At 71.9% G+C, this 26,871-nt stretch carries 28 protein-coding genes; 6 read left to right on the top strand and 22 right to left on the bottom strand.

All coding sequences use genetic code 11. The annotated features are described in order from the left end of the window. Positions 1–53 precede the first annotated feature (53 nt). From ACIO3R_RS14720 to ACIO3R_RS14690, 7 genes are all read right to left on the bottom strand, one after another. Positions 54–500, bottom strand: coding sequence for a DoxX family protein (locus ACIO3R_RS14720; RefSeq protein WP_385025129.1), 447 nt, complete (start codon positions 498–500; stop codon positions 54–56). Between the two features lie 19 nt (positions 501–519). After that, on the bottom strand, positions 520–2,277 hold the full coding sequence (locus ACIO3R_RS14715; RefSeq protein ID WP_402105841.1) for a discoidin domain-containing protein: 1,758 nt from the start codon (positions 2,275–2,277) through the stop codon (positions 520–522). A 205-nt stretch (positions 2,278–2,482) separates the two neighbouring features. Beyond that, positions 2,483–3,595, bottom strand: a complete 1,113-nt coding sequence (locus tag ACIO3R_RS14710) for a DUF1996 domain-containing protein (RefSeq protein ID WP_385024888.1) — start codon at positions 3,593–3,595, stop codon at positions 2,483–2,485. A gap of 355 nt (positions 3,596–3,950) precedes the next feature. Continuing rightward, entirely contained in the window at positions 3,951–5,144 is a 1,194-nt protein-coding gene (locus tag ACIO3R_RS14705; protein WP_402105840.1) for an ABC transporter permease, read from the bottom strand. Beyond that, on the bottom strand, positions 5,141–5,887 hold the full coding sequence (locus tag ACIO3R_RS14700; protein ID WP_402105839.1) for an ABC transporter ATP-binding protein: 747 nt from the start codon (positions 5,885–5,887) through the stop codon (positions 5,141–5,143). Before ACIO3R_RS14700 ends, ACIO3R_RS14705 begins: the two co-directional genes overlap by 4 nt. Continuing rightward, positions 5,884–6,990 (bottom strand): peptidoglycan-binding protein, encoded by a 1,107-nt coding sequence (locus ACIO3R_RS14695; protein WP_402105838.1) that lies wholly within the window; start codon positions 6,988–6,990, stop codon positions 5,884–5,886. The genes ACIO3R_RS14700 and ACIO3R_RS14695 overlap by 4 nt, the downstream gene beginning before the upstream one ends. After that, complete coding sequence (locus ACIO3R_RS14690; protein WP_402105836.1) at positions 6,987–7,643, bottom strand: hypothetical protein; 657 nt, start codon at positions 7,641–7,643, stop codon at positions 6,987–6,989. The genes ACIO3R_RS14695 and ACIO3R_RS14690 overlap by 4 nt, the downstream gene beginning before the upstream one ends. Positions 7,644–7,777: 134 nt before the next feature. On the opposite strand from ACIO3R_RS14690, the gene ACIO3R_RS14685 reads away from it, so the two are divergent. From ACIO3R_RS14685 to ACIO3R_RS14675, 3 genes are read left to right on the top strand one after another with little or no spacing between them, the layout of a single operon-like run. Next, a complete protein-coding gene (locus ACIO3R_RS14685) occupies positions 7,778–8,470 on the top strand; it encodes a response regulator (RefSeq protein WP_402105835.1) in 693 nt (230 codons plus the stop codon). Then, positions 8,467–10,026: an ATP-binding protein gene (locus tag ACIO3R_RS14680; protein WP_402105833.1), complete on the top strand. Its 1,560-nt coding sequence runs from the start codon at positions 8,467–8,469 to the stop codon at positions 10,024–10,026. The genes ACIO3R_RS14685 and ACIO3R_RS14680 overlap by 4 nt, the downstream gene beginning before the upstream one ends. Positions 10,027–10,085: 59 nt before the next feature. Next, positions 10,086–10,535 (top strand): hypothetical protein, encoded by a 450-nt coding sequence (locus ACIO3R_RS14675; protein WP_402106045.1) that lies wholly within the window; start codon positions 10,086–10,088, stop codon positions 10,533–10,535. Positions 10,536–10,599: 64 nt separating this feature from the next. On the opposite strand, the gene ACIO3R_RS14670 is transcribed toward ACIO3R_RS14675, so the two are convergent. The 10 genes from ACIO3R_RS14670 to ACIO3R_RS14625 all read right to left on the bottom strand — a co-directional run bounded on the left by ACIO3R_RS14670 (position 10,600) and on the right by ACIO3R_RS14625 (position 20,434). After that, positions 10,600–11,511 carry an alcohol dehydrogenase catalytic domain-containing protein gene (locus ACIO3R_RS14670; protein WP_385024867.1) on the bottom strand — a complete coding sequence of 304 codons (912 nt, stop codon included), beginning with the start codon at positions 11,509–11,511 and terminating at the stop codon, positions 10,600–10,602. Continuing rightward, complete coding sequence (locus ACIO3R_RS14665) at positions 11,511–12,413, bottom strand: N-acetylglucosamine kinase (RefSeq protein WP_402105832.1); 903 nt, start codon at positions 12,411–12,413, stop codon at positions 11,511–11,513. Before ACIO3R_RS14665 ends, ACIO3R_RS14670 begins: the two co-directional genes overlap by 1 nt. Next, positions 12,410–13,444: an SIS domain-containing protein gene (locus ACIO3R_RS14660; protein ID WP_402105830.1), complete on the bottom strand. Its 1,035-nt coding sequence runs from the start codon at positions 13,442–13,444 to the stop codon at positions 12,410–12,412. The genes ACIO3R_RS14665 and ACIO3R_RS14660 overlap by 4 nt, the downstream gene beginning before the upstream one ends. 119 nt (positions 13,445–13,563) lie before the next feature. Next, positions 13,564–14,325 (bottom strand): GntR family transcriptional regulator, encoded by a 762-nt coding sequence (locus ACIO3R_RS14655; RefSeq protein ID WP_385024858.1) that lies wholly within the window; start codon positions 14,323–14,325, stop codon positions 13,564–13,566. A 55-nt stretch (positions 14,326–14,380) separates the two neighbouring features. Then, positions 14,381–15,361 carry an NAD-dependent epimerase/dehydratase family protein gene (locus ACIO3R_RS14650; protein WP_402105828.1) on the bottom strand — a complete coding sequence of 327 codons (981 nt, stop codon included), beginning with the start codon at positions 15,359–15,361 and terminating at the stop codon, positions 14,381–14,383. Then, complete coding sequence (locus tag ACIO3R_RS14645; protein ID WP_402105826.1) at positions 15,358–16,125, bottom strand: sugar phosphate isomerase/epimerase family protein; 768 nt, start codon at positions 16,123–16,125, stop codon at positions 15,358–15,360. Before ACIO3R_RS14645 ends, ACIO3R_RS14650 begins: the two co-directional genes overlap by 4 nt. Continuing rightward, positions 16,122–16,859, bottom strand: coding sequence for a ThuA domain-containing protein (locus ACIO3R_RS14640; protein ID WP_385024848.1), 738 nt, complete (start codon positions 16,857–16,859; stop codon positions 16,122–16,124). Before ACIO3R_RS14640 ends, ACIO3R_RS14645 begins: the two co-directional genes overlap by 4 nt. Before the next feature lie 13 nt (positions 16,860–16,872). Beyond that, positions 16,873–18,516, bottom strand: a complete 1,644-nt coding sequence (locus ACIO3R_RS14635; RefSeq protein WP_402105825.1) for an extracellular solute-binding protein — start codon at positions 18,514–18,516, stop codon at positions 16,873–16,875. A 14-nt stretch (positions 18,517–18,530) separates the two neighbouring features. Beyond that, positions 18,531–19,427, bottom strand: a complete 897-nt coding sequence (locus tag ACIO3R_RS14630; protein ID WP_402105823.1) for a carbohydrate ABC transporter permease — start codon at positions 19,425–19,427, stop codon at positions 18,531–18,533. Then, complete coding sequence (locus tag ACIO3R_RS14625) at positions 19,424–20,434, bottom strand: ABC transporter permease (protein WP_385024839.1); 1,011 nt, start codon at positions 20,432–20,434, stop codon at positions 19,424–19,426. The genes ACIO3R_RS14630 and ACIO3R_RS14625 overlap by 4 nt, the downstream gene beginning before the upstream one ends. Before the next feature lie 143 nt (positions 20,435–20,577). On the opposite strand from ACIO3R_RS14625, the gene ACIO3R_RS14620 reads away from it, so the two are divergent. The 3 genes from ACIO3R_RS14620 to ACIO3R_RS14610 are packed head-to-tail and all read left to right on the top strand — an operon-like array spanning position 20,578 to position 24,555. After that, a complete protein-coding gene (locus tag ACIO3R_RS14620) occupies positions 20,578–22,209 on the top strand; it encodes a beta-N-acetylhexosaminidase (RefSeq protein WP_402105822.1) in 1,632 nt (543 codons plus the stop codon). Positions 22,210–22,225: 16 nt separating this feature from the next. Further along, positions 22,226–23,941 carry a glycoside hydrolase family 9 protein gene (locus ACIO3R_RS14615; protein ID WP_402105821.1) on the top strand — a complete coding sequence of 572 codons (1,716 nt, stop codon included), beginning with the start codon at positions 22,226–22,228 and terminating at the stop codon, positions 23,939–23,941. After that, a complete protein-coding gene (locus ACIO3R_RS14610) occupies positions 23,938–24,555 on the top strand; it encodes a GNAT family N-acetyltransferase (RefSeq protein WP_402105820.1) in 618 nt (205 codons plus the stop codon). The genes ACIO3R_RS14615 and ACIO3R_RS14610 overlap by 4 nt, the downstream gene beginning before the upstream one ends. A gap of 14 nt (positions 24,556–24,569) precedes the next feature. On the opposite strand, the gene ACIO3R_RS14605 is transcribed toward ACIO3R_RS14610, so the two are convergent. The 5 genes from ACIO3R_RS14605 to ACIO3R_RS14585 form a co-directional block, all read right to left on the bottom strand. Then, positions 24,570–25,223 carry a class I SAM-dependent DNA methyltransferase gene (locus ACIO3R_RS14605; RefSeq protein WP_402105818.1) on the bottom strand — a complete coding sequence of 218 codons (654 nt, stop codon included), beginning with the start codon at positions 25,221–25,223 and terminating at the stop codon, positions 24,570–24,572. 125 nt (positions 25,224–25,348) lie between these two features. Further along, positions 25,349–25,489 (bottom strand): hypothetical protein, encoded by a 141-nt coding sequence (locus ACIO3R_RS14600; RefSeq protein ID WP_402105816.1) that lies wholly within the window; start codon positions 25,487–25,489, stop codon positions 25,349–25,351. A 128-nt stretch (positions 25,490–25,617) separates the two neighbouring features. Continuing rightward, positions 25,618–26,124 carry a hypothetical protein gene (locus ACIO3R_RS14595; protein WP_402105814.1) on the bottom strand — a complete coding sequence of 169 codons (507 nt, stop codon included), beginning with the start codon at positions 26,122–26,124 and terminating at the stop codon, positions 25,618–25,620. Positions 26,125–26,201: 77 nt separating this feature from the next. After that, positions 26,202–26,438 carry a DUF397 domain-containing protein gene (locus ACIO3R_RS14590; RefSeq protein WP_402105812.1) on the bottom strand — a complete coding sequence of 79 codons (237 nt, stop codon included), beginning with the start codon at positions 26,436–26,438 and terminating at the stop codon, positions 26,202–26,204. Positions 26,439–26,599: 161 nt separating this feature from the next. Beyond that, positions 26,600–26,776, bottom strand: coding sequence for a hypothetical protein (locus tag ACIO3R_RS14585; protein WP_402105811.1), 177 nt, complete (start codon positions 26,774–26,776; stop codon positions 26,600–26,602). Positions 26,777–26,871 lie beyond the last annotated feature (95 nt).

Here is a 26,871-nt window from a genome sequence, read left to right as displayed (position 1 = left end):
ACCGGCCTCCCGGGGGCAGTCCCGGGAGGCCGGTGCGCGGGGTACCCGTCCCCTCAGGCGGGTACCCGCAGGCGCTGCCTCCGCCGGACCTCCGTGTCCTCCCGGGTGGCCCCGCGGGAGGTGAACAGCCGGTCCGCGGCCAGCGCGCCCGGCCCCGAGAAGACGATCAGCAGCAGCGTCCAGCAGAAGAAGACCGCGGCCTCGCCGCCGTTCTCGATCGGGAGCAGGCCCCGCTGCTGGTGCACGTCGAAGTACGCGAACGCCATGGAGCCGGAGCCCACCAGGGCGGCCGTTCTCGTACCGAGGCCGAGGAGCACCAGGGTGCCCCCGGCCAACTGGATGACAGCTGCGTACCAGCCCGGCCAGGTGCCCGCCGGGACCGGTGCACCGCCGAGGACGCCGAACAGCGAGGCGATCCCGTGGCAGGTGAAGAGCAACCCGATGACGATGCGGAACAGGCTGAGCGCGTAGGGCTGTGCCCGCCCCAGACGGTTGATCATCATGAGGGCCGGTCTCCTGTCAGCTGTAGACGCCGAACTCGTAGAGCGAGTAGCCGTAGCCGGAGCCGCGTGCCGTGCCGTTGATCCGCACGTAGCGGCCCGTGCCGTTGACGTCGATGTCGTCGATGTCGCCGTTGCCGTCGGTCACCGACTTCACCGTCGTCCAGCTCTGTCCGTCCTCGGACGTCTGGATGTCGTAGGCCTTGCCGTACGCCGGGTCCCAGGCGAGCTGCACGTGCTTGAAGCTCGTCGAGGTGCCGAGGTCGACCTGGAGCCACTGCGGGTCGCTCCAGTCGCCGGCCCAGCGGGTGTCGAACTTCCCGTCCACCGCGTTGGCCGCGCCGCAAGGGCAGCCGCCGGTCGGGTCGGTCTGGAACGAGGACGCCGTGGCGGTCCTGCCCAGGGACACGTTCGTCCCGTCCACCTTCGGCGGGATCACCTTGAGGGACTTGGTCTCGATGCCCTCGTTGCCCTTGCCGTCCGTGGCCTTCACGTAGACCTTGTAGACACCGGTCCTGGACGGCGCCTTCGCGGTCAGGGTGCCGTCGCCGTTGTCCTTGGTCTCTGCGGGGACGAGCGCCTTGTTCTGGTCGATGTAGTTGCTGCTGAACAGCACCTGGTAGCTGATCGCGTCGCCGTCCGGGTCGGACGTCCTGGTGCTGATCCGCACGTCACCGCCGGTGGGGACGCCGGAGGTGGCGTCGTCCACCGCCATGTCCGTGATCACCGGCGGGGTGTTGTCGCCGGAGGTGCCGGCGCCGTACGCCTTCTTCACGGCGTAGTACGAGAGCCGCTTCTCGCCGCCCGGCAGCAGGTTGAACCAGACGCCGCCGAAGTCGTCCTCGACGCCGTAGTGGAACATCGTGGCGCCGAGCGCGACCCCGGTGTGACCGGTGACGCAGCCCCACGCCTTGGTGTAGCCCTCGGCCTTGGCGACATCGGTCGGCTCGGTCGGGACGCCGTTCGCGTCGTCGTCGACCTCCCACTCACCGGCCGGACCCGTCTCGGTGACGATGTAGGGCTTGTCGTAACCGCCCTGCTCCCAGTCGGACTTGATGCCGCACACCGCGTCGTAGGCGTTGACGGCGTACAGGTCGAGATCCGGGGCGTTCTTCTTGTAGTACGGCCAGGCGCCCGTCCAGGCGTCGGTCGAGGTGACCGGGTGGTTGGGATCGACGTCGTGGATCTTCTTCGCGACGTCGTTGACGAAGGTGGTGTACGCGTTGCGCTGGGCCTCCAGCTCGTCACCGCCGTAACAGTTCTGCAGGCCGAGCGTGGACTCGTTGCCGACGTTCCACATCAGCACGCCGGGGTTGTCCTTGTAGGTGTCGACCCACTTGGGGAACTCGGCGAGCATGTCGTTCTTGTACTGGGTGTCCGTCAGGTAGTTCACGCAGCCACCGCTCCCGGGGCCGCCGCCGGGCTGGAGCCAGAAGCCGGCGATCACCTTGACGCCGTTGGCCGCCGCGGTGTCGAAGAGAGGCTTGCTGCTGGCGTCGGTGCCCCAGGTGCGGATGGTGTTGACGCCCATGGACGCCACGTCCGGCAGGTACTTCCCGGCGTCGGCGACCGAGGGGCCCCAGGTCAGACCCTTGACCGTATACGGCGCACCGTCCACGGTCAGCTGCCAGGCACCCTGCGAACCGGTGACCTTGACGACGCTGCCGGCCGCCTGGGCGGCGGGCGCCTGGAGGGCCACCAGGGCGCCGGCCAGCAGGGCCGCCGCCGCGAAGGGGGCCACGAGACGTTTGGCCGTTCGGGTGGGGGGTTGGTGCATGTCACTCTCCTTGCGGGTGGGGGGAGGCAGGTGGGGAGGAGGGGGGTGGGGAGCCAGGTGGGGGAGGGGTGCCCCCGGGTGATCTTGGAGAGCGCTCTCCAAGATGGGCCGAAAAAAGGCCCGTGACCCGGGGTGCGGATGTGCGGATGTGCGGCTCTACAGGTGTGCGGATGTGCGGGGCTGTACGGGTGTGGGGCCTCGCGGACTACGGGAGTTCGTAGTCCCCGTTGAGGACCGCGCCCGCCGCGGGGTGGTTCTCGTCATAGCCGTGCGGGTCGCACTGGAGCCCGCCCTTGACGCAGTGGGTGACCATCGCGTCGAGCGTGGCGGCGTCCCACCCGTTCATGAAGTCGTAGTGGAAGGAGAAGCCGGCGCCGCTCGCCAGTTTCACCCGCGACATGTCACCGTTGACCGGCCAGGCCATCTTGAACTCGATCATCGGCAGCGCGACGGGGTGGTCGGCCGGGCAGGAGTTGTAGTTGGCGCCCCCCGCCACCGGGTAGGCCATGTGGCTCTTGTGGTCGGGCGTGTCCAGGTGGATGCCGTCCCAGCAACTCGGCGCCTGGAGGCGCAGGTTGAGGTAGGTGTCCCGGCTGGTCGGGCAGGTGGCCGGGAAGTCGTAGTTCTTGAACGACTCGCCGCACTCCCAGCCCTCGACGGTGCCCTTGAGGTTCTTGAACTCGTCCTTGGTCTGCATCGGGCTGCCGACGACGTAGCGCAGTCCCCTCGGGAAGGGGCGGACGCTCCGGTAGTCGGTGACTCCCGACTTGTAGTAGATGGTCTGGACGCCCTCGGGGAGGATCTTCGTGTCCCCGTTGAACAGGCTCGGCATCCAGTACCCGGACTTGTCGCCGGGGGCCAGGCAGGTGGTGTCGCCCGCCTCCAGCGAGGCCGTGGTGGTGTTGGCGTTCGTCGTGGTGTTGCCCATGAACGTGTGGTCGTGGGACTTCCCGGGCTGCCCCGGGTAGACGATCGGGTCGTCCGGAGCGGTGTGCGTCGGGGCGCACTTGGCCTGGAACTCGTGGAAGTACGCCGACGGCGGGACCTCCATCGAGGGTGTGACCCCGGTGACCGGCGGGTCGGCCATGATGTAGCCGTCCCCGTCCGGGTCGTCGCCCGAGGCCTTGGTGGACGCCTCCATGCCGGGCATCCCCGGCATGGAGTACGCGGCGTGCTCGGCGTGGGTGCCCGCCGCGGCAGCGGTCGGCGTTTCGGTGGACGCGTTCGCTGTCGCGGCGATCCCGGCGATCCCGGCCGTGGTCAGGGTCAGCGAGGTGAACAAGAGCAGTCCGGTGAGTGTTCTCGACCTCCGTGGCATGGAGACCTCCTGCTGCGTGGGTGGGGGTGCATGAGGGTGGGAGAGCGCTCTCCCGGTTCGGAGTGTTCCGCTCCTGACAAGAGCGTGTCAATAGTTGGTTAACGACGGCCGCCAGGGGCGGAGTTGCCGGGGTGGGGCGGGTCGGTGGCGGCGGGGCCGGGTGACCTGCGCGGATGCCCGTGGGGCGCTCGACTCGCGTGCGAAGCGCACCTGCTAGCTGTTACCTACAGGCAGGGAGGCCACCCCCGATCAGGGGGCGGAGTACCCATCCGCCCGGCGCCCGCACGTTCGGGTGGCCGATCGCGCGGCGGCTGTCCGCCGAGTGCCCGCCGCCCCGTGCGCGGGCGGTGGCCGATCACGTCGCGTTCAGGGCCACCGTCGGGTGCAGCCGGGACGCCCGGACCGCCGGGTAGAGGCCGGCGACCGCGCCGATCAGCAGGGTCGCGGCCAGGGCGCCCGCCAGGGACCAGGGCGGGACCACAGGGGTCCAGCCCTGCGTCCGTGCGAAGCCGTACGTGGCCGCCGCGCCCAGCAGCGCGCCCGTCGCGCCACCCAGCGCCGACAGGAGCAGTGACTCGGTCAGGAACTGGAGCCGGATCGCCTGGCGCGTCGCACCCAGTGAGCGGCGCAGGCCGATCTCCTGGCGGCGCTCCAGCACGGAGATGACCATCGTGTTGGCGACGCCCACCCCGCCGACCAGGAGGGCCACCGCGCCCAGCCCGAGCATCAGGGTCGTCAGGCCCTTGTCGGCGGCTGCCCGTGCGGCCAGCGCGTCCGAGGGGCGGGAGACCCGGACGCCGGCTTCGTTACCTGGGCTCACCGTGCGGGCCAGGACCGCCCTGACGTCCTCGACCGAGGCGTCCGTGGAGCGCTCGAAGATCGTGGTGGGGCGACCGTCGAAGCCCAAGTAGCGTTCTGCGGCCGGGAACCCGACCAGGGCGACCCGGTCCAGGGTGGGGGCGAGCTCGATGGGTTCGAGGATGCCGACGACGGCCACGCGGGTGTCGTTCATCATGATCGTCTCCCCGGGACGGGTGATGCCGAGGCGGTCCGCCGCCACCGCGCCGAGGACGGTCGTGGGCAGGTGTTCGCCGGCCCGGGTCAGCCAGGTGCCCTGGGCGACCTCGCCGCCGAGCGTGGCGAGCAGGTCGGTGCGGGCCGCCTGGGTGGTGACCCCGGCGGTCCGTTCCTCGGGGACGACGTCGCTGCGGCGGATACGGGCGTCGACGTCGGCGGTGGCCGTGGCCTGCCGCACCGGACCGATCCGCTCGACCATCGCCACCGCGTCCTTCGGCAGCTCGACCGTGCCCCCGAGGGCGTCCTCGCCCGCCTCCGCGGTGAGGAGGCTGGTGCCGAGGCGGTCGAGGCGGGCCATCAGGTCCGCGCGGCTCGACTCGGACAGGCCGACGACCGCGACCATCGTCGCGATACCGATGGCGATACCGAGCGCCGAGAGCACCACCCGGGCCCGCCGGGCGCGCAGGCCGACCGCACCGACGCGCAGGATGTCCCGGGGTGAGAGCCGGGCGGGTGTGAGCTCGTGCCTCATGGCGTGTCCTCCGTACGGCCGGGGGCGCGGCGTTCGTCCGACACGACCCGGCCGTCCCTGAAGCGGACCCGGCGCGGCAGCGAGGCCGCGATCGTGTGGTCGTGGGTGATCACGCAGACGGTGGTGCCGGACGCGTTCAGCTCGTGCAGCAGCTCCATGACGATCTCGCCGGACGCGGTGTCCAGCGCCCCGGTCGGCTCGTCCGCCAGCAGCAGCCGGGGCTTCCCCACCAGGGCGCGGGCGATGGCCACCCGCTGCTTCTCGCCCCCGGACAGCCGGTCGGGGGTGTGCGAGGTCCGGTGGTCCAGGCGTACCCGGGCGAGTGCTTCCCGCGCACGGGCACGCCGTTCCCGGCCGGGAACGCCCGCGTACAGCAGTCCGTCGGCCACGTTGTCCACCGCGTCGCGTCCCGCCGCCAGGTGGAAGTGCTGGAACACGAAGCCGATGTGGCGGGCACGCAGGGCGGAGAGACGGGCGTCGGAGAGCGTGGACACGTCGTACCCGGCGACCCGGACCGTACCCGTGGTGGGCCTGTCCAGGGTCCCCATGACGTGGAGCATCGTGGACTTGCCGGAGCCGGACGGGCCGACGACCGCGAGGAGTTCGCCCTCCCGGACCGTGAGGTTCACCCCGCGCAGGGCATGGACGCCGCCGGGGTACGACTTGCCGGCGTCCCGGAGCTCGACGACCGGAGCCGGGGCAGGGTCTCGTACCGGGGCCGGGAGTGTCGCCGACGGGTTCATGACGTCGCCACCCCGACCTTCAGGCCCTCCCGCAGGTCCGGGCCGCTGACCTCGATCCGCCCGTCCGCGGTCATGCCCGTCTCGACCCGGACCATCGTGGAGGCCGCGCCCCGCACGACCTGGAGGCCGTAGCCGCCGTTCTCGCCGCGCAGGGCGACCACCGCCTCGACGGGGACCGCGAGGACACCCTTGTGGGCCTCGCTGACGAACCGCACGCTCGCCGGCGCGTCGGTGTCCTCGTCGGACGCGGCGCCCGCCCCGCCGTCGAGGACGACCTCGACGGTGATCCCCTCCTCCGCGGACTCCGCACCGTCCCCGGCGGCGGGCGCCCCGGGGCGGACCGTGCCGGTGACCTTGCCGGTGACGGTCCGCCCGCTCGGCAGGGTGACCTCGACCCCGGTGCCCGGGGCGGTGAGTGCTCCGTCGCCCTGGTCCAGGTGGGCCCGGACGACGGGTCTGGTGGACGCGATCGTCAGGACCGGCCCGTCGGGGCCGACCTGGTCGGCGACCGCCGCGTCGGCGGAGACCACCCTGACCCGGCCGGGCTGGAAGACGACGTCACCCCGGCCGACCCGTCCGGTGGTCTCGCGGTTCAGGGACTTCTGCCACCGCTTGACGGCCGACTCGGTGGCCCGGTCGTACTCCGGGTCGATGTACAGCCCGGCCCCGAACCCCAAGTCGCGGAGATTGCGCTCCAGTTGCAGGACATCGCTGCCCCGGTCGCCCGGCTTCATCGTGCGGAACGCCGGGACCGGCCCGTAGAGCAGGGTGACGGGCTTGTCGTCCAGCTCGTACAGCGCCTGCCCCCTGGTCAGCGTCCTCCCCTCGGAGGCGGCCACCGTGACCGTGCCCTCCACGGCCGACCTGACCCGGCGGCGCTGCGCGAAGTCGAGGGTGCCGTCCACCGTCCTGGACCGCACGAGGTCGGTGCGCACGACGGTCGTGGTGGCGGGCGGCAGGCCGGCGCCCCGGCCGGAGGCGTTCGCGTCGCCGCCGCTGCCGTCACCGGTGAACGGGAGCCCTCCGGTGACGGTCACAGCGACGGCGGCCACGACGCCGGCCGTCACCGCGCCGATCGCGAGAACCGAGGTGCGGCGCCTCACTGCATGCCGTCCAGGCCGTCGAGGAGCTTGGACGCGCACGCCTGCCGGGCCTTCTTGTACGCCGGGGAGCCGGAGTCCAGGACCGGGGACGCCGGGTTCGGGTCACCGCCGGGTATCACGTTGCCGCCGGACATCACCGGGTTGGTGAACCGGGAGACCCCGTTGTCCCGCATGCACTGGGCATGCGTGAGCATCGACTCGTAGGCCTTCTGCTGGTCGCGCCTCGGTTCGAGGGTCATGGCCGCCTGGAGTTCGTCCAGGCAGACGTTGTCCTTCCCGGCCTTGATGCCGGCGTTGCGGCCGGGCCGGGACCCGATCTCGTTGACCTTCGTCCAGTCGAGGTAGCCGCTGAGCTTGGGATCGGGGTAGTCCTTGTAGCCGCCCTCGGCGCGCATGCACCGGACGAACCCGACCTGTGCGTCGTAGAAGGCGCTCTTTCCGGCGGGCCGCGTGTGCGTGCCGCCCCCCTTGCCCGGTGGGCTCCCTGCCGTGGTGGGCCGGTCCGTCGCGGACGGTACGTCGGCGATCCCGCCGTGGTCCCTGGTGCCCGTCGCGCCGTCGCTCCCGCCACAGGCGGCGGAGAGGGCGAGTACGGGAACGGCCGCGAGGGCGGCCAGGCGCAGCCGGGCGGTGCTGATGGTGTGGAGGCTCATGGGCCTCACCGTGGCCGCGCCGCATGATGGCCCGCGCATGGCCACATGATGGGAACGTAACAATGCCCCCACCTGCGCGTCCCGCCCCCGGAGGGGGGAGCGCGAACCGTCCCCGCGTACCCATAATCGGCTCCATGCCGCATGTGCTGCTCATCGAGGACGACGCGTCCGTGAGGGACGGGATGGAGCTCGTGCTGCGCCGGCACGGGTACGGCGTGGACACGGCCGCCACCGGCGAGCGTGCCCTCGCCCTGCTGGACGGGGAACAGGGCGCCCGGGTCGACATCGCGGTGCTGGACCTGATGCTGCCCGGCATGGACGGCTTCGAGGTGTGCCGCCGTATCCGGGTCCGTACGGCGACCCTGCCCGTCATCATGCTGACCGCCCGCGGCGACGACCGGGACATCGTGACCGGGCTGGAGGCGGGGGCCGACGACTACGTGGTCAAGCCGGTGACCGCGCCCGTCCTGGAAGCCCGTATCCGGGCCGCGCTGCGCCGCGTGGAACCGTCCGCACGCAGGGGGGCCGACGCCGATCACGCCGGTCTGGTCATCGACCGGGCCGGGCTGACCGTCACCAAGCACGGCACGCTCATCCCCCTCCCGCCCACCGAACTGCGGACCCTGCTGGAGCTGTCGGCCTCGCCCGGCCGGGTCCTCACCCGGGAGCAGCTCCTCGCGTCGGTGTGGGACCACACCTTCCTGGGCGACTCCCGGCTGGTGGACGCGGCGGTGGGCCGGCTGCGGGCCAAGATCGAGGACGTGCCGTCCCGGCCCCGGTACGTGCAGACCGTACGGGGCTTCGGCTACCGCTTCGGGCCGCTGTGAGCGCGATACCGGCGGCGGGGCGGACGGCTCTGAGGGCCGCGAGGCGCTCCCGGCGGCTCGTCGGCGGGCTGCGCGTCCGGCTCGTCGTCACCTTCGTCCTCGTCGCCCTCGTCAGCGCGGTGACCGCGACCGCCCTCGCCTACCGGGACGCCCGCACCGCAGTCCTCCAGCGCACCCAGAACACCGCCGTGAACGACCTCCGGGAGCGGACCGCGGTCGTCGCCGCGGGGTTCGACCTGCCGCCCGACCAGCGTTCGCTGTCCTGGTTCGCGGCGAAGGTCTCCGAGGGCCTGGGCGCGCGCGTCGTGGTCGCCCGCCATCAGGACCTGTCCGCGGTCTCCGACCGGTACGCCGACACGGAGGGCCGGATCACCGCCGGGCTGCGGGCCGCCGTACGGGCGGGGGACGGGGCCCGGTTCCAGCGGGTGGTGTGGCGGGGTGAACCGTACCTGGTCGTCGGCATGCCCGTGGCGTACGCCGACGGGGACCGGCGCGCCTCGGGCCTGGAGGTCTTCTCGATCACGGACCTGCGGGCCGAGCGCGACGACACCGCCGCCCTGCTGGACTCCGTACGGGCGGGGACCCTGCCGGTGGTGGTGCTGGCCGCCGCGCTGGCGCTGCTGGCCGCGGGTACGGTCCTGCGCCCGGTGAGGAAGCTGGGCAGGGCCACTCGTGAGCTGGCCGCCGGCGACCTCGGGAGCCGGGTGGCGGTCCGGGGACATGACGAACTGGCCGATCTGGCGCGGACGTTCAACGAATCGGCCGACGCGCTCCAGTCGTCCGACACCGAGCTGAGGGCCCAGGAGGCCAAGGCGCGGCGATTTGTGGCGGACGTCTCCCACGAACTGCGCACGCCCCTCGCGGCGATGACGATGGTGGCGACCGTCCTGGAGGAGGACGCCGACCAGCTGCCGCCGGACGTCGCCCACGCGGCCCGTACCGTGGGCGCGGAGACGGCACGGCTCTCCCGGCTGGTCGAGGACCTGATGGAGATCTCCCGCTTCGACGCGGGGGCGGCCCGGCTCAACGCGTCCCCGGTGGACCTCGCCGACACCGTACGGGCCTCGCTCGCACTGCGCGGCTGGACGGACCGGCTGACGACTCAACTGCCGCCGGGCATCAGGGTGGTGGTCGACCGGCGGCGCGTCGACGTGATCGTCGCGAACCTGGTGGGCAACGCGCTGCGGCACGGGGCACCGCCCGTCACGGTCACCCTTGCCGCGTCCGGGGACGGCTGGGTGACGCTGGAGGTCGCCGACCGCGGCCCGGGGCTGCCGCCGGAGGCCCGGGAGCGGGTCTTCGACCGGTTCTACAAGGCGGACGCCGCTCGTACGCGGAGCACGGCCGACGACGACGCGGACCGGGCCGTCCCACGGGGCGCCGGGCAGGGGTTCGGCCAGGGCAGCGGCCTCGGCACGGCCATCGCGCTGGAGAACGCGCGGCTGCACGGCGGCACCATCGCGGTGGCGCAACGGGCGCAGGGCGGAGCCGTGTTCACGCTGCGGCTCCCCCTGCGGCACACCGAGGAGGAGGACGAGTGCGGCGCCGATCAGTGAGAGGCGGGCGGGCGGGACCCGGCCGGGGCGCGGTGGTCGCCGTGCTGGCGGCCGCGCTCATGGGGTGCGGGGTCCAGCCGACCGGGGTGATCGGCGCGGGCGGGCCCGCGTCGGGGCTGACCCGCGGGATGCGGCTGTACTTCGCGTCCGACACCGGACTGAGGGCCGTGCCGCTGCTCGACCGGGACATCGAGGACCTCGGGTCGGTGATGAAGCTGCTGGCCCAGGGGCCGTCCGCCGCCGAACAGCGCGAGGGACTGACCACCCTGGTCCTGGCTCCCGGCGGCTACACCGTGACCGGGGACGCGGCGCGCGTCACGGTGGCGCTGGAGGGCCCGTACTGGGCCGAGGCGCGCGACCAGGCGACGGGGCAACTGGTCTGCACCCTGGCCAGTTTCCAGTCCGTCCGTGAGGAGGAGGTCCGGGCGGACGAGGTGGAGGTGACGATCAGTCCCGCGGACGGGCCCGCGCTGGGGCCCTTGCGTTGCGCGGAGTTCCGCGACGGCTGAGGCGCTCCTCGCTCTCCCTGCCGGACGCGCCCGGCTCCGGCACCCCGGACGCCCGGTACGGGTCTCAGGCCGGCCGTACCACGCACTTCACGAAGCCCGGCGGGCGGTTCAGCAGGTGGCCGAAGCCCGTGTCGATGTCGTTCAGCGACACCTCGTGCGTCAGCAGCGGCTCCAGGGTGAGGCGGCGCTCCGCGAGGAGGCGGAGGCCGTCGCGCAGGGCCGCGAGGTGGCGGTGGCGTTGGGGGGTGAAGCCGTTGACGAGCGTGACGCCGCGGTACCAGAGCTCGACGTCCAGCTCGCGCGGGCCGCTGTGGTGGTATCCGGCCACGCACAACGTGCCGTGCTGGCGCACCAGTTGGCCCGCCCGCCGCAGGCCGGCCGCCGTGCCGGTGAACTCGATCACGACATCGTACGAGGCAGGCTCGGCGTCCTCGGGCGCCATGACCTCGTCGGCACCCAGCCGGGCCGCCAGGCTGCGGACGTTCTCGACCGGGTCCACGCCGGCCAGCAGGGACGGGGCGTGGGCGGCCGCGGCCTGGACGGCGATCAGGCCCATGAAGCCGAGGCCGACCACGGCGACCCGCTGTCCGGGCCGCAGCCCGCAGCGGGACAGGGCCTCGACGACGCAGGCCACCGGTTCGCCCAGGACCGTGCCGGCCGGCACGTTGGCCGGGAGCGGCAGCAGGTCCGCGGCGGGGACGTGCACCACGTCGGCGAAGGCTCCGGAGGCGAAGCCGGTGACCTGTTCGCCGGCCCTCCAGCCGTGCACCCCGGGCCCGACCGCGGTGACCTCGCCGGACAGTTCGTGGCCCAGCCGGAGCGGCCGGGTGCCGTCGTGACCGGTCCAGGCGGGCAGTTCGGAGGCACAGACCCCGGAGAGCAGGGTGCGGACGGCGATCTCTCCGGGGCCCGGCGCGGTGCCGTCGGTCTCGACCGTCTCGCTCCGGCGGGCGGCCACGACATGGGAGTGGCGCATCAGCGTCGTCCTTCCTCGGTACGGAGTGCGAGCGCGAGGGCGCCCCGGACGGGCGGGGCGTCCAGCAGCACGGGGTCGGTGCCCGGCAGCCGGTCCGCCAGCGTCCGCGCGAAGGCGGTGAACAGGCGTGGCCGGGCGGTGATCACGCCGCCGGCCACCACGACGGCGTCGGTCCGCGCGCCGCGTGCGGCGAGCCGGCCCACCAGGGCGGCGAGCGCACGGCCGCCCTCCTCGACGACCGCGGCGGCGAGTCCCGATCCCCCGTCGGCGGCGGCGAAGACCACCGGGGCGTGCCGCCCCCAGGTCTCGACGCCGCCGTCCCAGCTCATCACGGCCGCCAGCTCGGGCAGGCCGGGCGCGTCGAACGCCGTGAGCAGCGCCTTCTCCAGCGGGTCGGGGGCGCCGCCCTCGTCGGCGTGGGCGAGGACCGCGCGGGCCGCCTCCCGTACGAGGGCCGAGCCCGAACCCTCGTCGCCGAGCACCCAGCCCCAGCCGCCCGCCGCCAGATACGCGCCCGTGTCGCGGTGGCGCCCCACGGCGATCGAGCCGGTGCCGGCCACGACACCGACGCCGTGCTCGAACCCGGCCGCCGGGACCAGGAGTTCGGCGTCGTTGACGACGCTCACCGCGGTGGAGAGCCGGCCGCGGAGCTCCTCGGCCAGCCGCTCGCACTGCTCGGGGGTCTCGCAGGCGTGCGCGCCGACCGCGATCCGCTCGGGCACGGTGGTCAGCCGCTCCACGAGCCAGCCGGCCGCGTCCGGGAGGGAGCGGGTCTGCCAGCCGGTGGACGGCACGGTGCGGTCCTCGACCACGGTGCCGTCGTGCGCGCGGGCGAGGACGATGCGCGTCTTGGTCCCGCCGATGTCTATTCCGGCGACGTGGCCGGCCGTGATCGTGCTCATGCGACGGGCTCCGCGGTCTTGGTGTCGGCGTTGTGGAAGACGAAGTCCTCGATCTCCACGCCCCGCGCGTCCGCCAGGGCCGCCGCGAGCCGCTGGAGCACCACCGTCTCCAGGACGGTCCGCACCGGCAGTGACACGGTGTCCGGCACCCGGGCGACGTAGAGCTGTCCGCCGCCGGTCAGGGGCGCCGAGGTCACCGCGAGCGTCGGGTGGCCCGCCGCGGCGAGCGTGCGGGCGAGCTCGATCTCGCGGCCGTCGCCGATCACGATGTGCAGGGTGTGTCCGGCCGACTCCATCGCCCCGTGCAGGTAGTTGCGGGTGACGGCGGCGGTGGCGGGCACCCGGCAGACCTCCCGCAGCAGCAGCGCGCCGGCCTCGGACGCCGAGAGCGCGGCACCGGAGGCGACGACGTCGGCGGCGACCGCGGCGGCCGCCCGTCCGGCGACCTCGTCCACCACGGGGCCCACCGCCCGTTCGTGCCGCTCCAGCAGCTCACCGATGCCCGCCCACTCCGCGGAGATCTGCGGCAGCGGACGGCCGGCGAGGGCGCGGGCGGTCATGGTCAGGCCGACGAGGGTGCCGGTGTAGCCCACGGTGGAGGCGTAGCTGTCGGGTTCACTGCCGAGGTCGATGCAGTGCGCGGCCGTCCCGGAGAGCGGCGAGGGCGCGATGTTGACGAGGGCGGCCCGCCGCTCCCGTTCCACCAGCGACAGCGCTTCGAGGGTCTCCGTGCTGCGGCCCGACTGGGAGACCCCGAGCACCAGGTCGGCTCGGGCGAAGGCGGGTCCCGGCCCGAGGTCCCCGGCCAGTTCGCGCCGTGCCGCGATGCCGTCCTGCGCCAGGACGCGCACCGGCAGGGCGAGGGCCGCGTGGCTGGCCCCGATGCCGACGAAGACCGGCTCCCGCACCCCGGACAGCGGTGCGCCGAGGGCCAGTTGCCCGGCGACCCGGGCGGCGATGCGGTCCAGTGCGGCGGGCTGGGCCGCACGTCCCGCACGATACGGAATGGCTCCTTCGGGCACTGCGGACACGGTTGCTTCTGGCACTGCGGACACGGAGGGTCCTTTCACGGGCGCACCTCGCCGCGCCGTGCCGCGTGCGCGGCCCGGCGTGGTGCGTCGGGTCTGGTCGGTGGTGGGGGGTGCCGGGGTCAGGCGGAGCCGCCGCGGACGAACGAGGTCCGCAGCCGGTAGCGGTCGCCCCGGTAGGTGATGGTGGTGACGAGGACGACCCGGCCCTTGACGTCCGTCATCGACTGCTGCATGACGAGCACCGGGTCCCCGGCGGAGAGGTCCAGGTAGGGGGCGAGTTCCGGCGGACAGCCGCGGGACTCGATCATCGACTCGGCGTTGACGGGATCGGCCCCGGACGCCGTCAGCTCCTCCAGGAGCGAGGACGTGGTGAAGTCCGTGTCCACCAGGCCCGGGGCGTGGTGGAGCACCACCCGGGAGGAGTCGACCCCGATCGGCAGCCCGTCGAGCAGCCGTACGCGGTCGAGCCGGAAGAGCTCCGTTCCGGCCGCGACCTCGAACTCGTCGGCCTCGTCGAGCGTGGCCGCCACGACCTCGGCGCGCAGCACCTGCGAGGTGGGCACCAGGCCCTTGCGGCGGGCGGTCTCGGTGAACGACTCCAGGGAGTTCGGCCATACCCGGTCGGTGCGGCCCTCGGCGTACCAGCCGCGGCCGTGCGAGGAGCGCAGCACCCCCTGCTCCACGAGGTGGTGGAGCGCGCGCCGCAGGGTGACCCGGCTGATGCCGAGCTGGGCGCAGAGCTCACGCTCCGCGGGCAGCCGCCGCCCGGCGGGCAGCGAGCCGTCCTTGACGCGCTGCTCGATCACCTCGGCGGCCTGGGCCCAGAGGGGTTCGTGGTGGTCGGCGGCGATGGCTGCTTTGTCCTCGGGCGTCGTGTTCACCGAATGCCTGTCCTTCCCAGCGGCCGCCGCGGTGCGGGCGAATTCCGGTCCATTCTCACACCTCTGCCAGCCGCTCGAAGGCGGCGTCGAGGTCTTCGTCGGTCCGCCGCCGGGACGGGTCGGCGTCGAACCAGCGGAGGATCTCGGCGGCCCCGCGGCGGAACGGGGTGCCGGGGCTGAACCGGGGGAGGAGAGAGGTGAGTTTGCTGTTGTCGAAGAGCAGGGAATGACGGAAATCCTCAGTGAGTACGGGGCCCATCCAGTCGATCTCGCGCCCGATGTCCTCGCTCGAACGGTGTACGAGCAGGGGTTCGGCCCCGGCCGCGCGGGCCAGCGTCTCGTGGATGGTGTCCCAGGTCAGCACCTCGTCCGAGGTGATGTGCAGTGATGTGCCGGTGATCCGGTCGTCGCCGAGCACGCCCGTGAGGGCGCGGGCGAAGTCGCGGGCGTGCATCAGGTTCCAGAGCGAGGTCCCGTCGCCGTGGACGACGGCGGGCCGGGCTCGGCGCCAGCGGTCGATGACCGTCCAGCCGGCGAGCAGCGGCAGCACCTGCTCGTCGTAGACGTGGGCGGGGCGGACCACCGCGGCGGGGAAGCCCTCGCGCCGGTAGGCGTGTTCGAGGGTCTCCTCGCACTCCAGCTTGAGCCGGGGGTAGTCGAAGGCCCCGGCCCGGCGGGCGGCGGACTCGTCGACGGGCAGGCGGGGGGCCGGACGGGCGTAGACGGACGCGGTGGAGATGAAGACGTACTGGCCGGTGCGTCCGTTGAAGCGGGCGATGTCGGCGGTGACGTCGTCGGGGTGGTAGCCGATGAAGTTGACGACGACGTCGAAGGTCTCGTCGCCGAGCGCGGCGCGGACCGCCCGGTCGTCGCGCACGTCGGCGTGCAGGGTGCGGACGGACTCCGGTATCGGGCGACGGGTGTCGCGGCCTCGGGTCAGGACTGTCAACTCACAGTCAGTGGCGGCGAGTTCGCGGGCGCAGGCGGAGCTGAGCACTCCGGTGCCGCCGAGGAAGAGAACGCGTGGTCCGGTCATCGCTGCCCCCTGGACAGTCCGTGGCCGACGAGGTGGTCGTAGCAGCGGCCGAGGAGTTCGTACATGTCGTGGTGGGATCGGTCCATCTCGACGATGTGCCAGCGGACGGCCGGATTGGCGCGGGCGGCCGCCGCCACGTCCACGACGCCCTCGCCGAAGGGCACCATGTGGTCGGCCATGCCGCGCGCCGGGCCGTCCTTGAGGTGGACGGACTCCAGCCGCTGCCCCAGTGAGGCGGCGACGGCGGCGGGGTCGGCGCCGCCGGTGTGCGCCCAGTAGGTGTCGAGCTCGATCAGGACGGCGGGGTCCAGGGCGTCGAGGAGCACCTCGTAGGCGCTCCGGCCCCCGAACACGTTGCGGAACTCGGCGAAGTGGTTGTGGTAAGCGATCCGCATCCCGCGCTCCGCCGCGTTCGCCGCGGCCTCGTTGACGCGGGCCGCGCCGCGCTCGATCGCGCCCGGGGTCTCGAACTCCTCCGGTTCCAGGCTCCACACCAGGGTGTCCGTGCCCAGCTCCTCGTACGCGTCGAGGATCCCGGCGGCCTGTTCGCCCGCCGGGAAGGGGGCGTGCGCGCTGCACAGCACCAGGCCCAGTTCCCGGAGCCGGCGCCGGACGACGGCCGGCCGGTGCCCGTAGAGGCTGATGGTCTCGACGGCGGGGTAGCCGAGCGCGGCGACCTTCTCCAGGACGCCGAGGAGGTCGTGGGAGGCCTCCTGGTGCAGGGACCAGAGCTGGGCGGCGACGGGTGGGGGTGGTGAGGTCATGCGGTGCTGTCTCCGATCGTGCGTCCGTTGCCCAGTGGCCAGCGGGTGGACCACGAGGCGATGCCCTCGTCCCCGACACCGGCGGCCCACAGCGCCGCCTGCCGCAGGAGCTGGCGGAAGCCGGGGTTGCCCCAGGCGCGGGGGTCGTGGCCGAGCGCGGTGTAGCAGACCCGGCCGGCACCGTGCTCGCGTACGTACACCAGGGGTTCGGTGCCGGTGGGGGTCTCGCGTTCGGCGAGGACCCGCACGTCGTCGGCGTACTCCAGGACGTAGTACTCGTCGTCGACGGCGAAGTCCTCCAGGTGGCGGGTGACCGGGTGCCGCTCGCGTATGCGTACCTCGAAGCGGCCCTCGGAGCCCTGGTCGCCGTGGGAGAGGTAGCGGGAGCCGATGAGTTCGTACGCGGTCCGGTCGGCCTCCAACCCTCCCTCGCCGTAGCCGAGGAGGTTGCTCGCGTGCAGGACGACCAGGCCCTTGCCGCCCGCCACCAGGTCGGAGAGCGCCCGCTGCTGGCGCGGGTCGAACGCGGTGGACGAGCGGTACAGGACGTACACGTCGGCCTCGGCCGTGGCGGGCAGTGGGTCGGTGAAGCGGTCGAGGCCCATCGCGCGGGACGTGGGCAGGCCCGCTTCCGTCACGATCTCCTGAAGGGCCAGGGCGGCGCCGATCAGGTCGTGGTGGAGGTCGGTTCCCTCCACCACGACCAGGGCCGAGGCGGGGCCTCGCAGTTTCATCGCTGTCCTTTCCTCAGCCGGACTTCTTGGCGGAGCCGGCGTACTCGCGGGCCATCGCGTCGCCGCCGTTCTGCTTCCACTTGCGCACGGCGTCCTTCAGTGAGGAGGCCGGGGAGCGGCCGAGGAAGACGGCGGTGACGGCGTCGCGCATCTGCTGTTCCAGGGCCGAGCCCTTGGTGTTGTAGGTCTGCGAGTACAGGTGGGCGGCGGGGTTCTGGAGGAGCAGCGGCACGGCCTTGACCTGCCAGTCGTGGTACTGCTTGTCGACGCCGGGCGCGCCCTGCGGATTGCACAGGACCTGCGGCCCGCCGACGATGTACGCGAGTCCGAGGTCCTGTTCGCGCTGGCCCCGGGTGGTGAGGACGGGGACGCCGTTCTTCAGGGTGTAGTCGGAGCCCTCGGCCCCGTAGCTCATGACGAAGGACTCGCGGGAGCCGAAGGGGGCGGCGATGTAGTCGAGGACCCGCAGAAAGCGGTCGATCCTCGCCTTGTCACTGGTCTTCTTGAGCATGGTCATGGCGTATGCGCCGCCGCCCTGCCAGTAGACGGCCTTCCCGCCGTCCTGGGCGAACGGGGGGATCATCCCGAACTCCAGGGCGTGGTCCTCGGCGACGATGCCCATGGCGCGGTTGCCGTCGGCGACGACGCCGAGCTTGCCGGAGCGGAAGAGTGCGTCGCGCTGGACCTTGCTCATGGTGGCGGTGTCGGGGTGGAACCAGCCGCTCCTGCGCAGATCGGCCAGGGCCGCGACGGCGGGGATGAACTGCTCGTGCTCGTAGTGCGGGGCGAAGGTGCCGTCGTCCCTCTTCTCCCACTTGTTGGGGACGCCGAACATCATCAGCAGCGAGTCGGCCATCGCGGTGTCGTTGACCCCGCCGCAGAAGGCGTAGACGCCGGCCCGCTTGTCGGTGACCGCCTTCGCCAGTTCCTTCAGCTCGGACAGGGTCTTCGGCTCGGGGTTCGCGCCGGCCTTCGCGATGAGGTCGGTCTTGGTGTAGAGCTGCGTGGTGAAGACGGGGTCGGACTTGGGGACGCCGTAGATCCGGCCGTTGAGGTACCCGTTGAGCCAGTTCGCCTCCTGGATGCCGGCGAGGTTGGGGTACTTCTTCACCGCGTCGCCGGAGAGGTGGTCGCTGAGGTCGGTGAACTGGGCCTCGGCGAGCTGCGGGAGCCGGGCCACGTTCATGAAGACCGGGACCGAGACGACCTCGGGCAGGTCGTCGCCCGCGACCATGGCGGGGAACTTCGTCGCGAAGTCCGCGGAGGGCACCAGGACCGGCTTGATCCTGAGGTTCAGCTCCTTGTTGAGGAGCTGCCAGTAGGCGTTCTTCTCCAGGGGCGGCGCGGGCTGCCCGTACGTCATCACCAGCACCTCGAAGTCACCGCCGTCGCCGACGGCGCCCTTCACGGTGCGCGGACCGTCGACGGGGAAGCCCGCGTAGACGTCCATGACGCCCTGGGCGTTCCCGGCGAACTGCGGCTTGGGCTTGAGGGGTTCGACGTACGTGGGGACCGGGACGGCCTTGCCCGCGGGGGCGGTGGAGCTCGTGGCCGTCCCGTCGGAACACGCGGTGAGGGAGCCCAGCGCGGTGCCGCTGAGCGCGGTGAAGGCGGCGGTCCTGAAGAGGGTGCGGCGGCTGATCGGGGGAATCGTCATGACGCAGAGTTCTCCTAGCCCTTGATGGCCCCGGTGAGCATCCCCTTGGACATGTGTTTGTTCAGGAAGGGGTACGCGCACAGGATGGGAAGCGTGGCGATGACGACGAGCGCCATCTGTACGGACTGGGCCGGCGGTGCCGACTGGCCGGGTGTCGCGGCGGAGTTCGAGGTGACGTGGTTCTGGAGGACGAAGGACCGCATCACCAGCTGGAGCGGCCACTTGTCCTGGTCGGTCAGGTAGAGCAGCGGGCCGAAGTAGTTGTTCCAGTAGCCGACGGCGATGAAGAGCCCGACGACCGCGATGACGGCCCTGGAGAGCGGCAGGACGACGGAGCGGAAGATCCGCCACTCGCCGGCCCCGTCGATCCTGGCCGCGTCGAAGAGTTCCTGCGGGATGGCCTGGATGAAGCCGCGGATGATCACGATGTTGAAGGCGCTCACCGCCCCGGGGATGATCAGCGCCCAGTAGGTGTTGAGCATCCCGAGCTGCTTGACCATCAGGTAGACCGGGATCATGCCGGGTGCGAAGAGCAGGGTGAGCAGGGTGAAGGAGAGCAGACCTCGCTGGAACAGCGAGCCGTGGCGGCTGAGGCCGTAGGCGGCCAGGACCGTGCAGAAGAGGCTGAAGGCCGTGCCGATGACCGTCACCAGGACGCTCACCACGATGGAACGGGCGACGCCGGTGCCGTCGAAGATCTGCCGGTACGCCTCGAAGGAGGCGCTGGTCGGCCAGATGACGTAGCCGCCGTTGGCGTCGATCTGTTCCTTGGTGGCCAGACTCGTCGAGATGACCGTCAGGAACGGGAAGATCACCACGGCACAGATCAGGAAGAGCGCGAGCCCCTTGAGGGCGAGGGCCACGGGTTTGGGCTTGCCCTGCCAGGCGGGGCGTCCTGCGTAGGAACTCATCGCCGGTAGATCCCTTCCTCGCCGAAGCGGTGCGCGAATTTGTTCGCCGCGAGCACGAGCGCCAGGCTGACCACTCCCTTGAGCAGTCCGGCCGCGGTGGCCACCCCCCAGTTCCCGTCCACGACGCCGTTGAAGTACACGTAGGTGTCGAGGACTTCGGCGGCCCCCGGGCCCACGGCGTCACGCTGGAGCAGGATCTGCTCGAAGCCGACGGTGAGCGCGTCGCCGAGGCGCAGGATGAGCAGCAGGATGATGATGGGGCGCATCCCGGGCAGGGTGATGTGCCAGAACCTGCGCCCGGCGCCCGCGCCGTCCATGGCGGCCGACTCGTAGAGCTGTCCGTCGATCGCGGCGATCGCGGCGAGGAAGATGATCGTTCCCCAGCCGGCGTCCTTCCAGATGGCCTGCGAGGTGAGCAGCAGCTGGAAGGTGCCGGGGTCCGACATGATGTCGATCCCGCTCATGCCGTGGCTCGCGAGGACGCGGTTGACGGTGCCGCCGCCGCCCAGCATCTGCTGGAAGAGGGCCACGATGATGACCCAGGACAGGAAGTGCGGGAGGTAGATCACCGACTGCACGAACTTCTTCACCATCGGCATCGCGACGGAGTTGAAGAGCACGGCGAGCAGGACCGGGACCGGGAAGTACAGCAGCAGCTGGATGAACGTGATCTGGAAGGTGTTGCCCAGCGCGCTCCAGAACAGGTTGTCCCGGAAGAGGCCGGTGAAGTTGTCCCAGCCCACCCACGTCGAGCCGGAGAGGCCGAGGAACGGCACGTAGTCCATGAACGCGACGACGCTGCCGAGCAGCGGTATGTAGGTGAACAGCAGCAGGAGCAGTACGGCCGGGGCCGTCATGAGCAGGAGCGGGGAGTCCTGCCGCAGCCGGGTGAGGAAGGACTTCGGTCCACTCGTGGACCGCGGGGACGTACGCGGTGCGTCCGGGGAGTTCGGGGGACGTCCTCGCAGTGACCTCAGCACCCGGGGCGGGGCTTCGTTGACCGCCATGCGCACCTCTCGTTACGTGAAACCGAGGAGAAACCAGAAGAGTTCGGGGAACGTACCACTTGAACCAAGCCAATACAACAAGTAGCGTCGCGGCCAACGTGGAGAACAACACGAGCCCCGTCGGACCACAGTTGGGACCTGTCATGGATGCCTACTCCGCCCTGCTTCCGGCGCCGGTGAAAGCCGAAGCGAGCACGGGATATTGCCTGTTGAGCGCGGACGCCGCGGTCGAGGCCGACGGATCGCCGCTCACGGGCGCGATGGTGCGGAGCTTCCTCGCGGAGCTGCTTCCGCTGGCAGACAACGAAATACCAGTTAGTACCACTCGGTCTGTGACGGTCGCCGTGGACGACGGCGCCGGTGAGCCCGGTACGTACACCCTGCGCGTCGAACCCCGGCGCGTGGAGATCCGTGCCGGTGGCTCCGAGGGCGTGGCCCAGGCCCTCACCACGCTGCGGCAACTCCTGCCGGACACGATCTGGCGCCGGGCCGCGACCCCGCCCCCCGAGGGGTGGCAGGTGCCGTGCGGGACGGTCGAGGACCGGCCCGCCCACGGCTGGCGCGGCGCGATGCTCGATGTGGCCCGGCACTTCTTCCCCAAGCGCACGGTGCTGCGGTACGTCGATCTGCTCGCCGCCCACCGCTTCAACCGGCTGCACCTGCACCTGTCGGACGACCAGGGCTGGCGCGTGGAGAGCCGGCTCCACCCCGAGCTGCACCGGGTGGGATCCTGGCGGCCCTCCACCCGGCTGGGCCCCGACGGACCCGACGACGGCACCCCGCACGGCGGGTACTACACCCTGGACGACCTCGCGGAGATCGCCGCCCACGCCAGGATGCGCGGCATCACCCTGGTTCCCGAGATCGACGTGCCCGGCCACACCTCCGCCCTGCGCGCGGCCCTCCCCGGGCTCGGCCGCCCCGGCGAGGAGCAGGCCGTGCTCGACACCGTGTGGGCCGGCGGCACCTCGATCGCCCCCCTCGGGCGGACCGAAGCCGTCCTGCGGGACGTGCTCGGGGAGATCATCGACGCGACGGGCGCCCCGTACGTCCACCTCGGCGGCGACGAGTGCGCCATGGACTGGTGGCCGGAGGACCCCGAGGTGGCCGCCGCGATGGCGGAGGCCGGCTGCACGACCCCGCAGCAGATGCACGGCCACTTCCTGCGCTCACTCGGTGAGTTCCTGGCGGGCCGCGGGGTGCGGATGGTGGTGTGGGACGAGGGCTACGTCACCGGCGGGGTGCTGCCCGACACCATCGTGATGGCCTGGCGCGGCGACGAGGCCGCGGGACGGGCGGCCACGACGCACGACATCGTCCGCTCACCGCTCTTCCCGACCTACTTCAACTTCGACCAGTCCGAGCTGGCCGGGGAACGGCGCTCGGAGGGCGGCCCGGTCACCCTCGACGACGTGTCGGCCTTCGCGCCCGCACCGTCGCACTGGTCCCCGCAGCAGCGGGAGCGGGTACTCGGCGGGCAGTTCCAGATCTGGACGGAGTGGGTGCCCGACGAACGGCACCTGGACTACCTGGCCTTCCCGCGCGCCTGCGCCCTCGCGGAGGTGCTGTGGTCGGGACGGGTCGCGGACCCGGACGAGTTCCGCACCCGGCTGGCCCGTCAGCTGCGACGGCTCGACGCGATGGGTGCCGAGTACCGGCCGCTCGACGGCCCGCACCCCTGGCAGACGGGCGGCACGGGGGTGTGGCGGCGGACCTCCCCCGGGCGCATCGCGGAGACCCGCGCCTGGCTCGACTCGATTTCCCACCAGGCCTGAGGAGCAGCGACCGACCATGACGACGATCCTGACCAGCCACATCGGGTACAACACGGCGGGCTCCAAGAAGGCCGTGGTGCTGCTCGACGCCCCGCGGGCCGGCGAACCGCCCGCCCCCGTCGTCCCGGTCGCCTTCCTGACCGCGGACGACGGCACCCGCACCGCACTGCCCGTCGGGCCCGAGGAACAGGTGGACCGCTGGTCGACGGGCACCTTCCGCCGCATCGACTTCTCCGAGGTGCGGGCCGGGGGCACCTACCGCGTCGAGTACGGCTCCACCGTCTCCGCGCCCTTCACCATCAGCGAGTCCGGACTCCAGCAGTCCACCCTCTCCGACGTCCTGTACTACTTCCGGTCGGTGCGCTCCAGCGGCGCCATCGACCGCAAGGACCGCCGCGCGCGCTTCTACGGGGACGACTCAGGGCGCACGGTCGACGCACGCGGCGGCTGGCTGGACGCCTCGGGGGACTTCAGCAAGTTCCTCAGCCACCTCAACTACACCCGCATGATGAACCCCCAGCAACTCCCCTTCTGCGCCTGGGCCTTCATGGAGGCGGCCGACACCCTCGCCGAACGCCGGCCGCGTCTGCACAGGGCACTGGGGGACCGGCTGCGCGACGAGGCGCTGTACGGCGCGGACTTCCTGGTCCGCTTCCAGGCCCCGGAGGGCTACTTCTACACGGCGATCTTCGACGCCCTCACCAAGGACCTCGACGAACGCGTCATCAACGCCCCGCTCCAGGACTCCGTCCGCACCACCCGCTGGCAGGCCGCCTACCGCCAGGGCGGCGGCCTCGCCATCGCCGCGCTCGCCCGCGCCGCCACGCTCGACGACCACGGCGACTTCACCCCGCAGGAGTACCTGGCCGCCGCCCGCCGGGGCTTCGACCACCTGGAGGAGCACAACCGCGCCTACCTGTACGACGGCGAGGAGTCCGTCATCGACGACTACTGCGCCCTCCTCGCCGCCACCGAACTCCTGCGCGCCACCCCCGGCGACCCGGCCGTCGAGGCGGCCGCGGACCGCCGCGCGGCACAACTCACCGCCCGCTACACCGCCCCCGAGCCCGGCAAGGGCTTCGGCCGGCTGCTCGGCGACATCGAGGGGCGCCCGTTCTTCCACGCCGCGGAGTCGGGCCTCCCCGCCGTCGCGCTGCTCCGGTTCGCCGCCGTCCGCCCGGACTCACCCCTGGCCGCCACCGCCCGCACCACCGCCGTCGCCCTCCTGCGGGACGCGGCAACCCTCTCCGACGAGGTGGCCAACCCCTTCGGCTGCGTACGCCAGTACGTGCAGCCGACCGGAGCCGAACCCCGCACCAGCTTCTTCTACCCGCACGACAACGAGACCGGCTACTGGTGGCAGGGGGAGAACGCCAACATCTGCTCGGTCGCGTACGCTGCCGCAATGACCGCCGAACTCCCCTCATGCGAACCGGAGTTGCGCGAACGGCTGCTCCGCCTCGCCGATGACCAGCTGCACTGGGTGGCCGGCCTCAACCCCTTCGACTCCTCGATGATCAAGGGGGTGGGACGCAACAACGTGGAGTACCACCCCGACTACCCCAACGTCCCCGGCGGCATCCTCAACGGAGTCACCGGCGGATTCGAGGACGAACGGGACATCGCCTTCATGCCGGAGCACCACCGGGAGACCGGCAACAGCTGGCGCTGGACCGAGCAGTGGATCCCGCACTCGGCGTGGTTCCTGCTCGCGATGTCGGCGGCCCGGTGAGCATCGACGTACGGCCCTTCGAGCCCTTCGACCTGCCCGGGATGTACCGGGTGTGCCTGCGCACCGGGGACTCCGGCCGGGACGCGACCGCGCTCTACCGCGACCCGGACCTGCTCCCGCACATCTACGCGGGCCCCTATCCGGCGGCCGACCCCGGGCTGACCTTCGTCGCGGCCGACGAGGACGGGGTGATCGGCTACATCGTCGCCACCGCCGACACCCCCGGCTTCGACGCCTGGCTGGAGGACCACTGGTGGCCCCCGCTGCGCCGCCGCCATCCGCTGTCATCGGCGGCCGACCCGGGCGACGGGACGCAGGACTGGCAGCGCGTGGAACACATCCACCGCCCCGGCCCACCGGATCCCGCCGCCCTGTACGACCGCTACCCCGCCCACCTCCACATCGACATCCTCCCGCGCGGCCAGGGCGCCGGAGTGGGCCGCCGCCTGATGGACGCCCTGCTGGCGGCCCTGCGCGAGCGCGGGGTGCGTGGCCTGCACCTGGGCGTGGGCAGCGGCAACCCGGGGGCGCACGCGTTCTACCTCAGGGTCGGCTTCACGGAGCACGAACGGCAGGGGTGGGGCTCGGTCATGGTGAGGGACCTGACGCGGTAGCCGCTGACCCCGGGCTACGGGGCATCAGGGCGGCGGCGCGCGAGGAGGATCGCTCCGAGCGGGCTCTCCGCCGAGCTGAGCGTCGTCCGCGCCTCGACGGTGAAGCCCGCGTCGTCGAGCCGCGCGGCGACCTGGCCGGGCCGACGGCGATGCACGTGCACCCTCATCGCGTGACCGCCGTATCCCCGCGTCTTCAGCCGCGACCCGTCACCGACATGAAAGCCGAGCAACAGCGGCCCGCCGGGCCGCAGTACGCGCCGGAAGTGCGCGAGCACCGGACCGATCCCGTCGTCGGGGACGTGGATCAGCGAGTACCAGGCGACCAGACCGGCCACCGAGGCATCGGCGAGGTCGAGGTCCGTCATGGAGCCCACCTCGAACCGCAGACCCGGGTGATCGCGCCGAGCCACCTCGATCGTCGCGGGCGACAGATCGATCCCGAACGCGTCCGCACCCAGCCCGTGCAGATGGGCCGTGATCCTCCCCGGCCCGCACTCCACATCCGCGACCGGCCCTCCGCCGCCGGTGCGCACCAACTCGGCGAAGTGCGCCAGGGCGGCGCGTTCGTGGGGCGTCTCGTCCAGGAGGTGGCGCACCTGGTCCGCGTAGTCGGCGGCGACGGTGTCGTAGGAGGTTCTGGTGTCGGCCGGCCAGCCTTCGGAGTCCATGGCCGGACAGGCTAGACCCTGGTCCTGCCGGCATGAGTCCCGGTCCCGGTCCCCGGACGGGATCAACTGCGAGGTGATACGGGGTTCGCCCACGAGTTGAAGCAGGTGCTGGACCTGCTCCCGCATCACTTCGCGCCCACTTCCATCTGGCTGGCAGTGGGCAGTACACCCTTGATCACGTCGCGCTTGGACCGCTTCGCGACGGTCGGTGCGGTCGTGTTCCTCAGTCTGGATTCGGGGTGTCCACTGCGGCTTCCCGTCTTCATGCGGCCGCCGTCGCGATGAGAATCGTCCGTCCTGCCACGGGCACAGCTACGTGCCCTCCCAGGCCCCCATCCGTCACCGGTGCACGCGCCGGCACACCGGGAGACGTTCATGCCGGTCACCTCTTGTACTACTGGGGCGGGAGAGGGCAGGGAAGCTCGGGGTGGAACCGGTTCGGGCAGCACACGACAGCGAACGCGATCACGTTCTTCGCCGGCACGTAGTACACCCAGCTCACATCGACACCGCAGGGCAGGACGTCGGTGGCGTACTCCAACTTGCTCTTGAGACTGTTGTACGCCTGGAGACCGTCTGCGCGCTCGAACGGAAGGTTCGCCTCGTACTGCTTGGTCAGCCAGGAGATGGCGATACCCATGTCGGCCCACGTGCGCTCGGCGGAGACGTGGGTCTTCTTCGTCAGCCACCAGCCGGTCATGGTGGGCGGCACATTGCCCGTCTGGAACTCCGCGGCAGCTTCGCGGTACCGATCGAGAACCTGTTGCTGCTTCTTGTCCTCGGGGTTCAGCACCGAAGGCGGCCCGTTGGGATGCGGGGGCCGCCGACCTCCTTCTCGTGCGTACACGGTGGACGGTCCGGTCCACGGTCCGTACCCGTGCCAGTGCCCTGACCAGTTCATCTGTTCCTTCCTGAGACGTGCCGGGCCGCCCCACCGGGGCAGGGCGGCCCGCAATGCGGGGCAGGGGAGGAACCGGACTAGAGCGCCAGCCCCTGCTTCTTGACCCAGCCGACGGCGAAGTCGTTGAGTTCCGCGTCGGTGAACCTGAGTTCGATGCCTGCCCCCTCGGGCTTGTTGTCGCGGACCGCGAACACGGTGGCCGATCCGGGGATGGCCCCGACCTCGACACACGACTCGTGCTCGCCGCCGAGGTTGCCGCCACAGAAGTTCTCGAACGCGGTGCCTTCGGCCGTCAGGCTGTAGAGGTCCTTCATGGGAAACTCCTCCTGGTGCTGGGCTGGGCGGAGATTCGTTCTCCGCGCGTCGTGCGCTTACGACCCACCCCCGGAAGGTCTTGCCGGATTCACCGGGGGTGGGACCTTGCCCGCTCTCACCAGCAGTACGAGGGCTGCCGGTGAGGGGCGGAGTCTTCGGGTCAGGGGCGGCTGTACACGATCTCTCCGAAGGAGACGGCGTACTCCACCTGCCGGAGGACCGTGATCGGGCCCTCGATCAGGAGCGGTTCGCGGTCCTGGAAGTGCAGGATCTTGGTTCCGTTGCGAGCCGAAACCATGTCTGCCACCGCGAAGTACACGTGGTCGTGAAGAACCATGTCGCCAACCCGGACGGTGGCCGGCGTCTCCACGCTGTCGCGGTACCCGACCGGCCCCATGTCAGCCAGGGCTACGGTCCGAGGGCTCGATCCGC

The sequence above is a fragment of the Streptomyces sp. NPDC087428 genome, from assembly GCF_044744085.1.
Taxonomy (GTDB): domain Bacteria; phylum Actinomycetota; class Actinomycetes; order Streptomycetales; family Streptomycetaceae; genus Streptomyces.
The sequence above is the reverse complement of the archived record's forward strand: the minus strand, read 5'-3'. Positions and strand labels throughout refer to the sequence as shown.

What these genes read in the sequence shown, in the direction of transcription:
- ACIO3R_RS14720 (WP_385025129.1), bottom strand. Translation starts at nt 500, where the DNA reads ATGATCAACCGTCTGGGGCGGGCACAGCCCTACGCGCTCAGCCTGTTC.
- ACIO3R_RS14715 (WP_402105841.1), bottom strand. Translation starts at nt 2,277, where the DNA reads ATGCACCAACCCCCCACCCGAACGGCCAAACGTCTCGTGGCCCCCTTC.
- ACIO3R_RS14710 (WP_385024888.1), bottom strand. Translation starts at nt 3,595, where the DNA reads ATGCCACGGAGGTCGAGAACACTCACCGGACTGCTCTTGTTCACCTCG.
- ACIO3R_RS14705 (WP_402105840.1), bottom strand. Translation starts at nt 5,144, where the DNA reads ATGAGGCACGAGCTCACACCCGCCCGGCTCTCACCCCGGGACATCCTG.
- ACIO3R_RS14700 (WP_402105839.1), bottom strand. Translation starts at nt 5,887, where the DNA reads ATGAACCCGTCGGCGACACTCCCGGCCCCGGTACGAGACCCTGCCCCG.
- ACIO3R_RS14690 (WP_402105836.1), bottom strand. Translation starts at nt 7,643, where the DNA reads ATGAGCCTCCACACCATCAGCACCGCCCGGCTGCGCCTGGCCGCCCTC.
- ACIO3R_RS14685 (WP_402105835.1), top strand. Translation starts at nt 7,778, where the DNA reads ATGCCGCATGTGCTGCTCATCGAGGACGACGCGTCCGTGAGGGACGGG.
- ACIO3R_RS14675 (WP_402106045.1), top strand. Translation starts at nt 10,086, where the DNA reads ATGGGGTGCGGGGTCCAGCCGACCGGGGTGATCGGCGCGGGCGGGCCC.
- ACIO3R_RS14670 (WP_385024867.1), bottom strand. Translation starts at nt 11,511, where the DNA reads ATGCGCCACTCCCATGTCGTGGCCGCCCGCCGGAGCGAGACGGTCGAG.
- ACIO3R_RS14665 (WP_402105832.1), bottom strand. Translation starts at nt 12,413, where the DNA reads ATGAGCACGATCACGGCCGGCCACGTCGCCGGAATAGACATCGGCGGG.
- ACIO3R_RS14650 (WP_402105828.1), bottom strand. Translation starts at nt 15,361, where the DNA reads ATGACCGGACCACGCGTTCTCTTCCTCGGCGGCACCGGAGTGCTCAGC.
- ACIO3R_RS14645 (WP_402105826.1), bottom strand. Translation starts at nt 16,125, where the DNA reads ATGACCTCACCACCCCCACCCGTCGCCGCCCAGCTCTGGTCCCTGCAC.
- ACIO3R_RS14640 (WP_385024848.1), bottom strand. Translation starts at nt 16,859, where the DNA reads ATGAAACTGCGAGGCCCCGCCTCGGCCCTGGTCGTGGTGGAGGGAACC.
- ACIO3R_RS14635 (WP_402105825.1), bottom strand. Translation starts at nt 18,516, where the DNA reads ATGACGATTCCCCCGATCAGCCGCCGCACCCTCTTCAGGACCGCCGCC.
- ACIO3R_RS14630 (WP_402105823.1), bottom strand. Translation starts at nt 19,427, where the DNA reads ATGAGTTCCTACGCAGGACGCCCCGCCTGGCAGGGCAAGCCCAAACCC.
- ACIO3R_RS14625 (WP_385024839.1), bottom strand. Translation starts at nt 20,434, where the DNA reads ATGGCGGTCAACGAAGCCCCGCCCCGGGTGCTGAGGTCACTGCGAGGA.
- ACIO3R_RS14620 (WP_402105822.1), top strand. Translation starts at nt 20,578, where the DNA reads ATGGATGCCTACTCCGCCCTGCTTCCGGCGCCGGTGAAAGCCGAAGCG.
- ACIO3R_RS14615 (WP_402105821.1), top strand. Translation starts at nt 22,226, where the DNA reads ATGACGACGATCCTGACCAGCCACATCGGGTACAACACGGCGGGCTCC.
- ACIO3R_RS14605 (WP_402105818.1), bottom strand. Translation starts at nt 25,223, where the DNA reads ATGGACTCCGAAGGCTGGCCGGCCGACACCAGAACCTCCTACGACACC.
- ACIO3R_RS14600 (WP_402105816.1), bottom strand. Translation starts at nt 25,489, where the DNA reads ATGAAGACGGGAAGCCGCAGTGGACACCCCGAATCCAGACTGAGGAAC.
- ACIO3R_RS14595 (WP_402105814.1), bottom strand. Translation starts at nt 26,124, where the DNA reads ATGAACTGGTCAGGGCACTGGCACGGGTACGGACCGTGGACCGGACCG.
- ACIO3R_RS14590 (WP_402105812.1), bottom strand. Translation starts at nt 26,438, where the DNA reads ATGAAGGACCTCTACAGCCTGACGGCCGAAGGCACCGCGTTCGAGAAC.
- ACIO3R_RS14585 (WP_402105811.1), bottom strand. Translation starts at nt 26,776, where the DNA reads ATGGTTCTTCACGACCACGTGTACTTCGCGGTGGCAGACATGGTTTCG.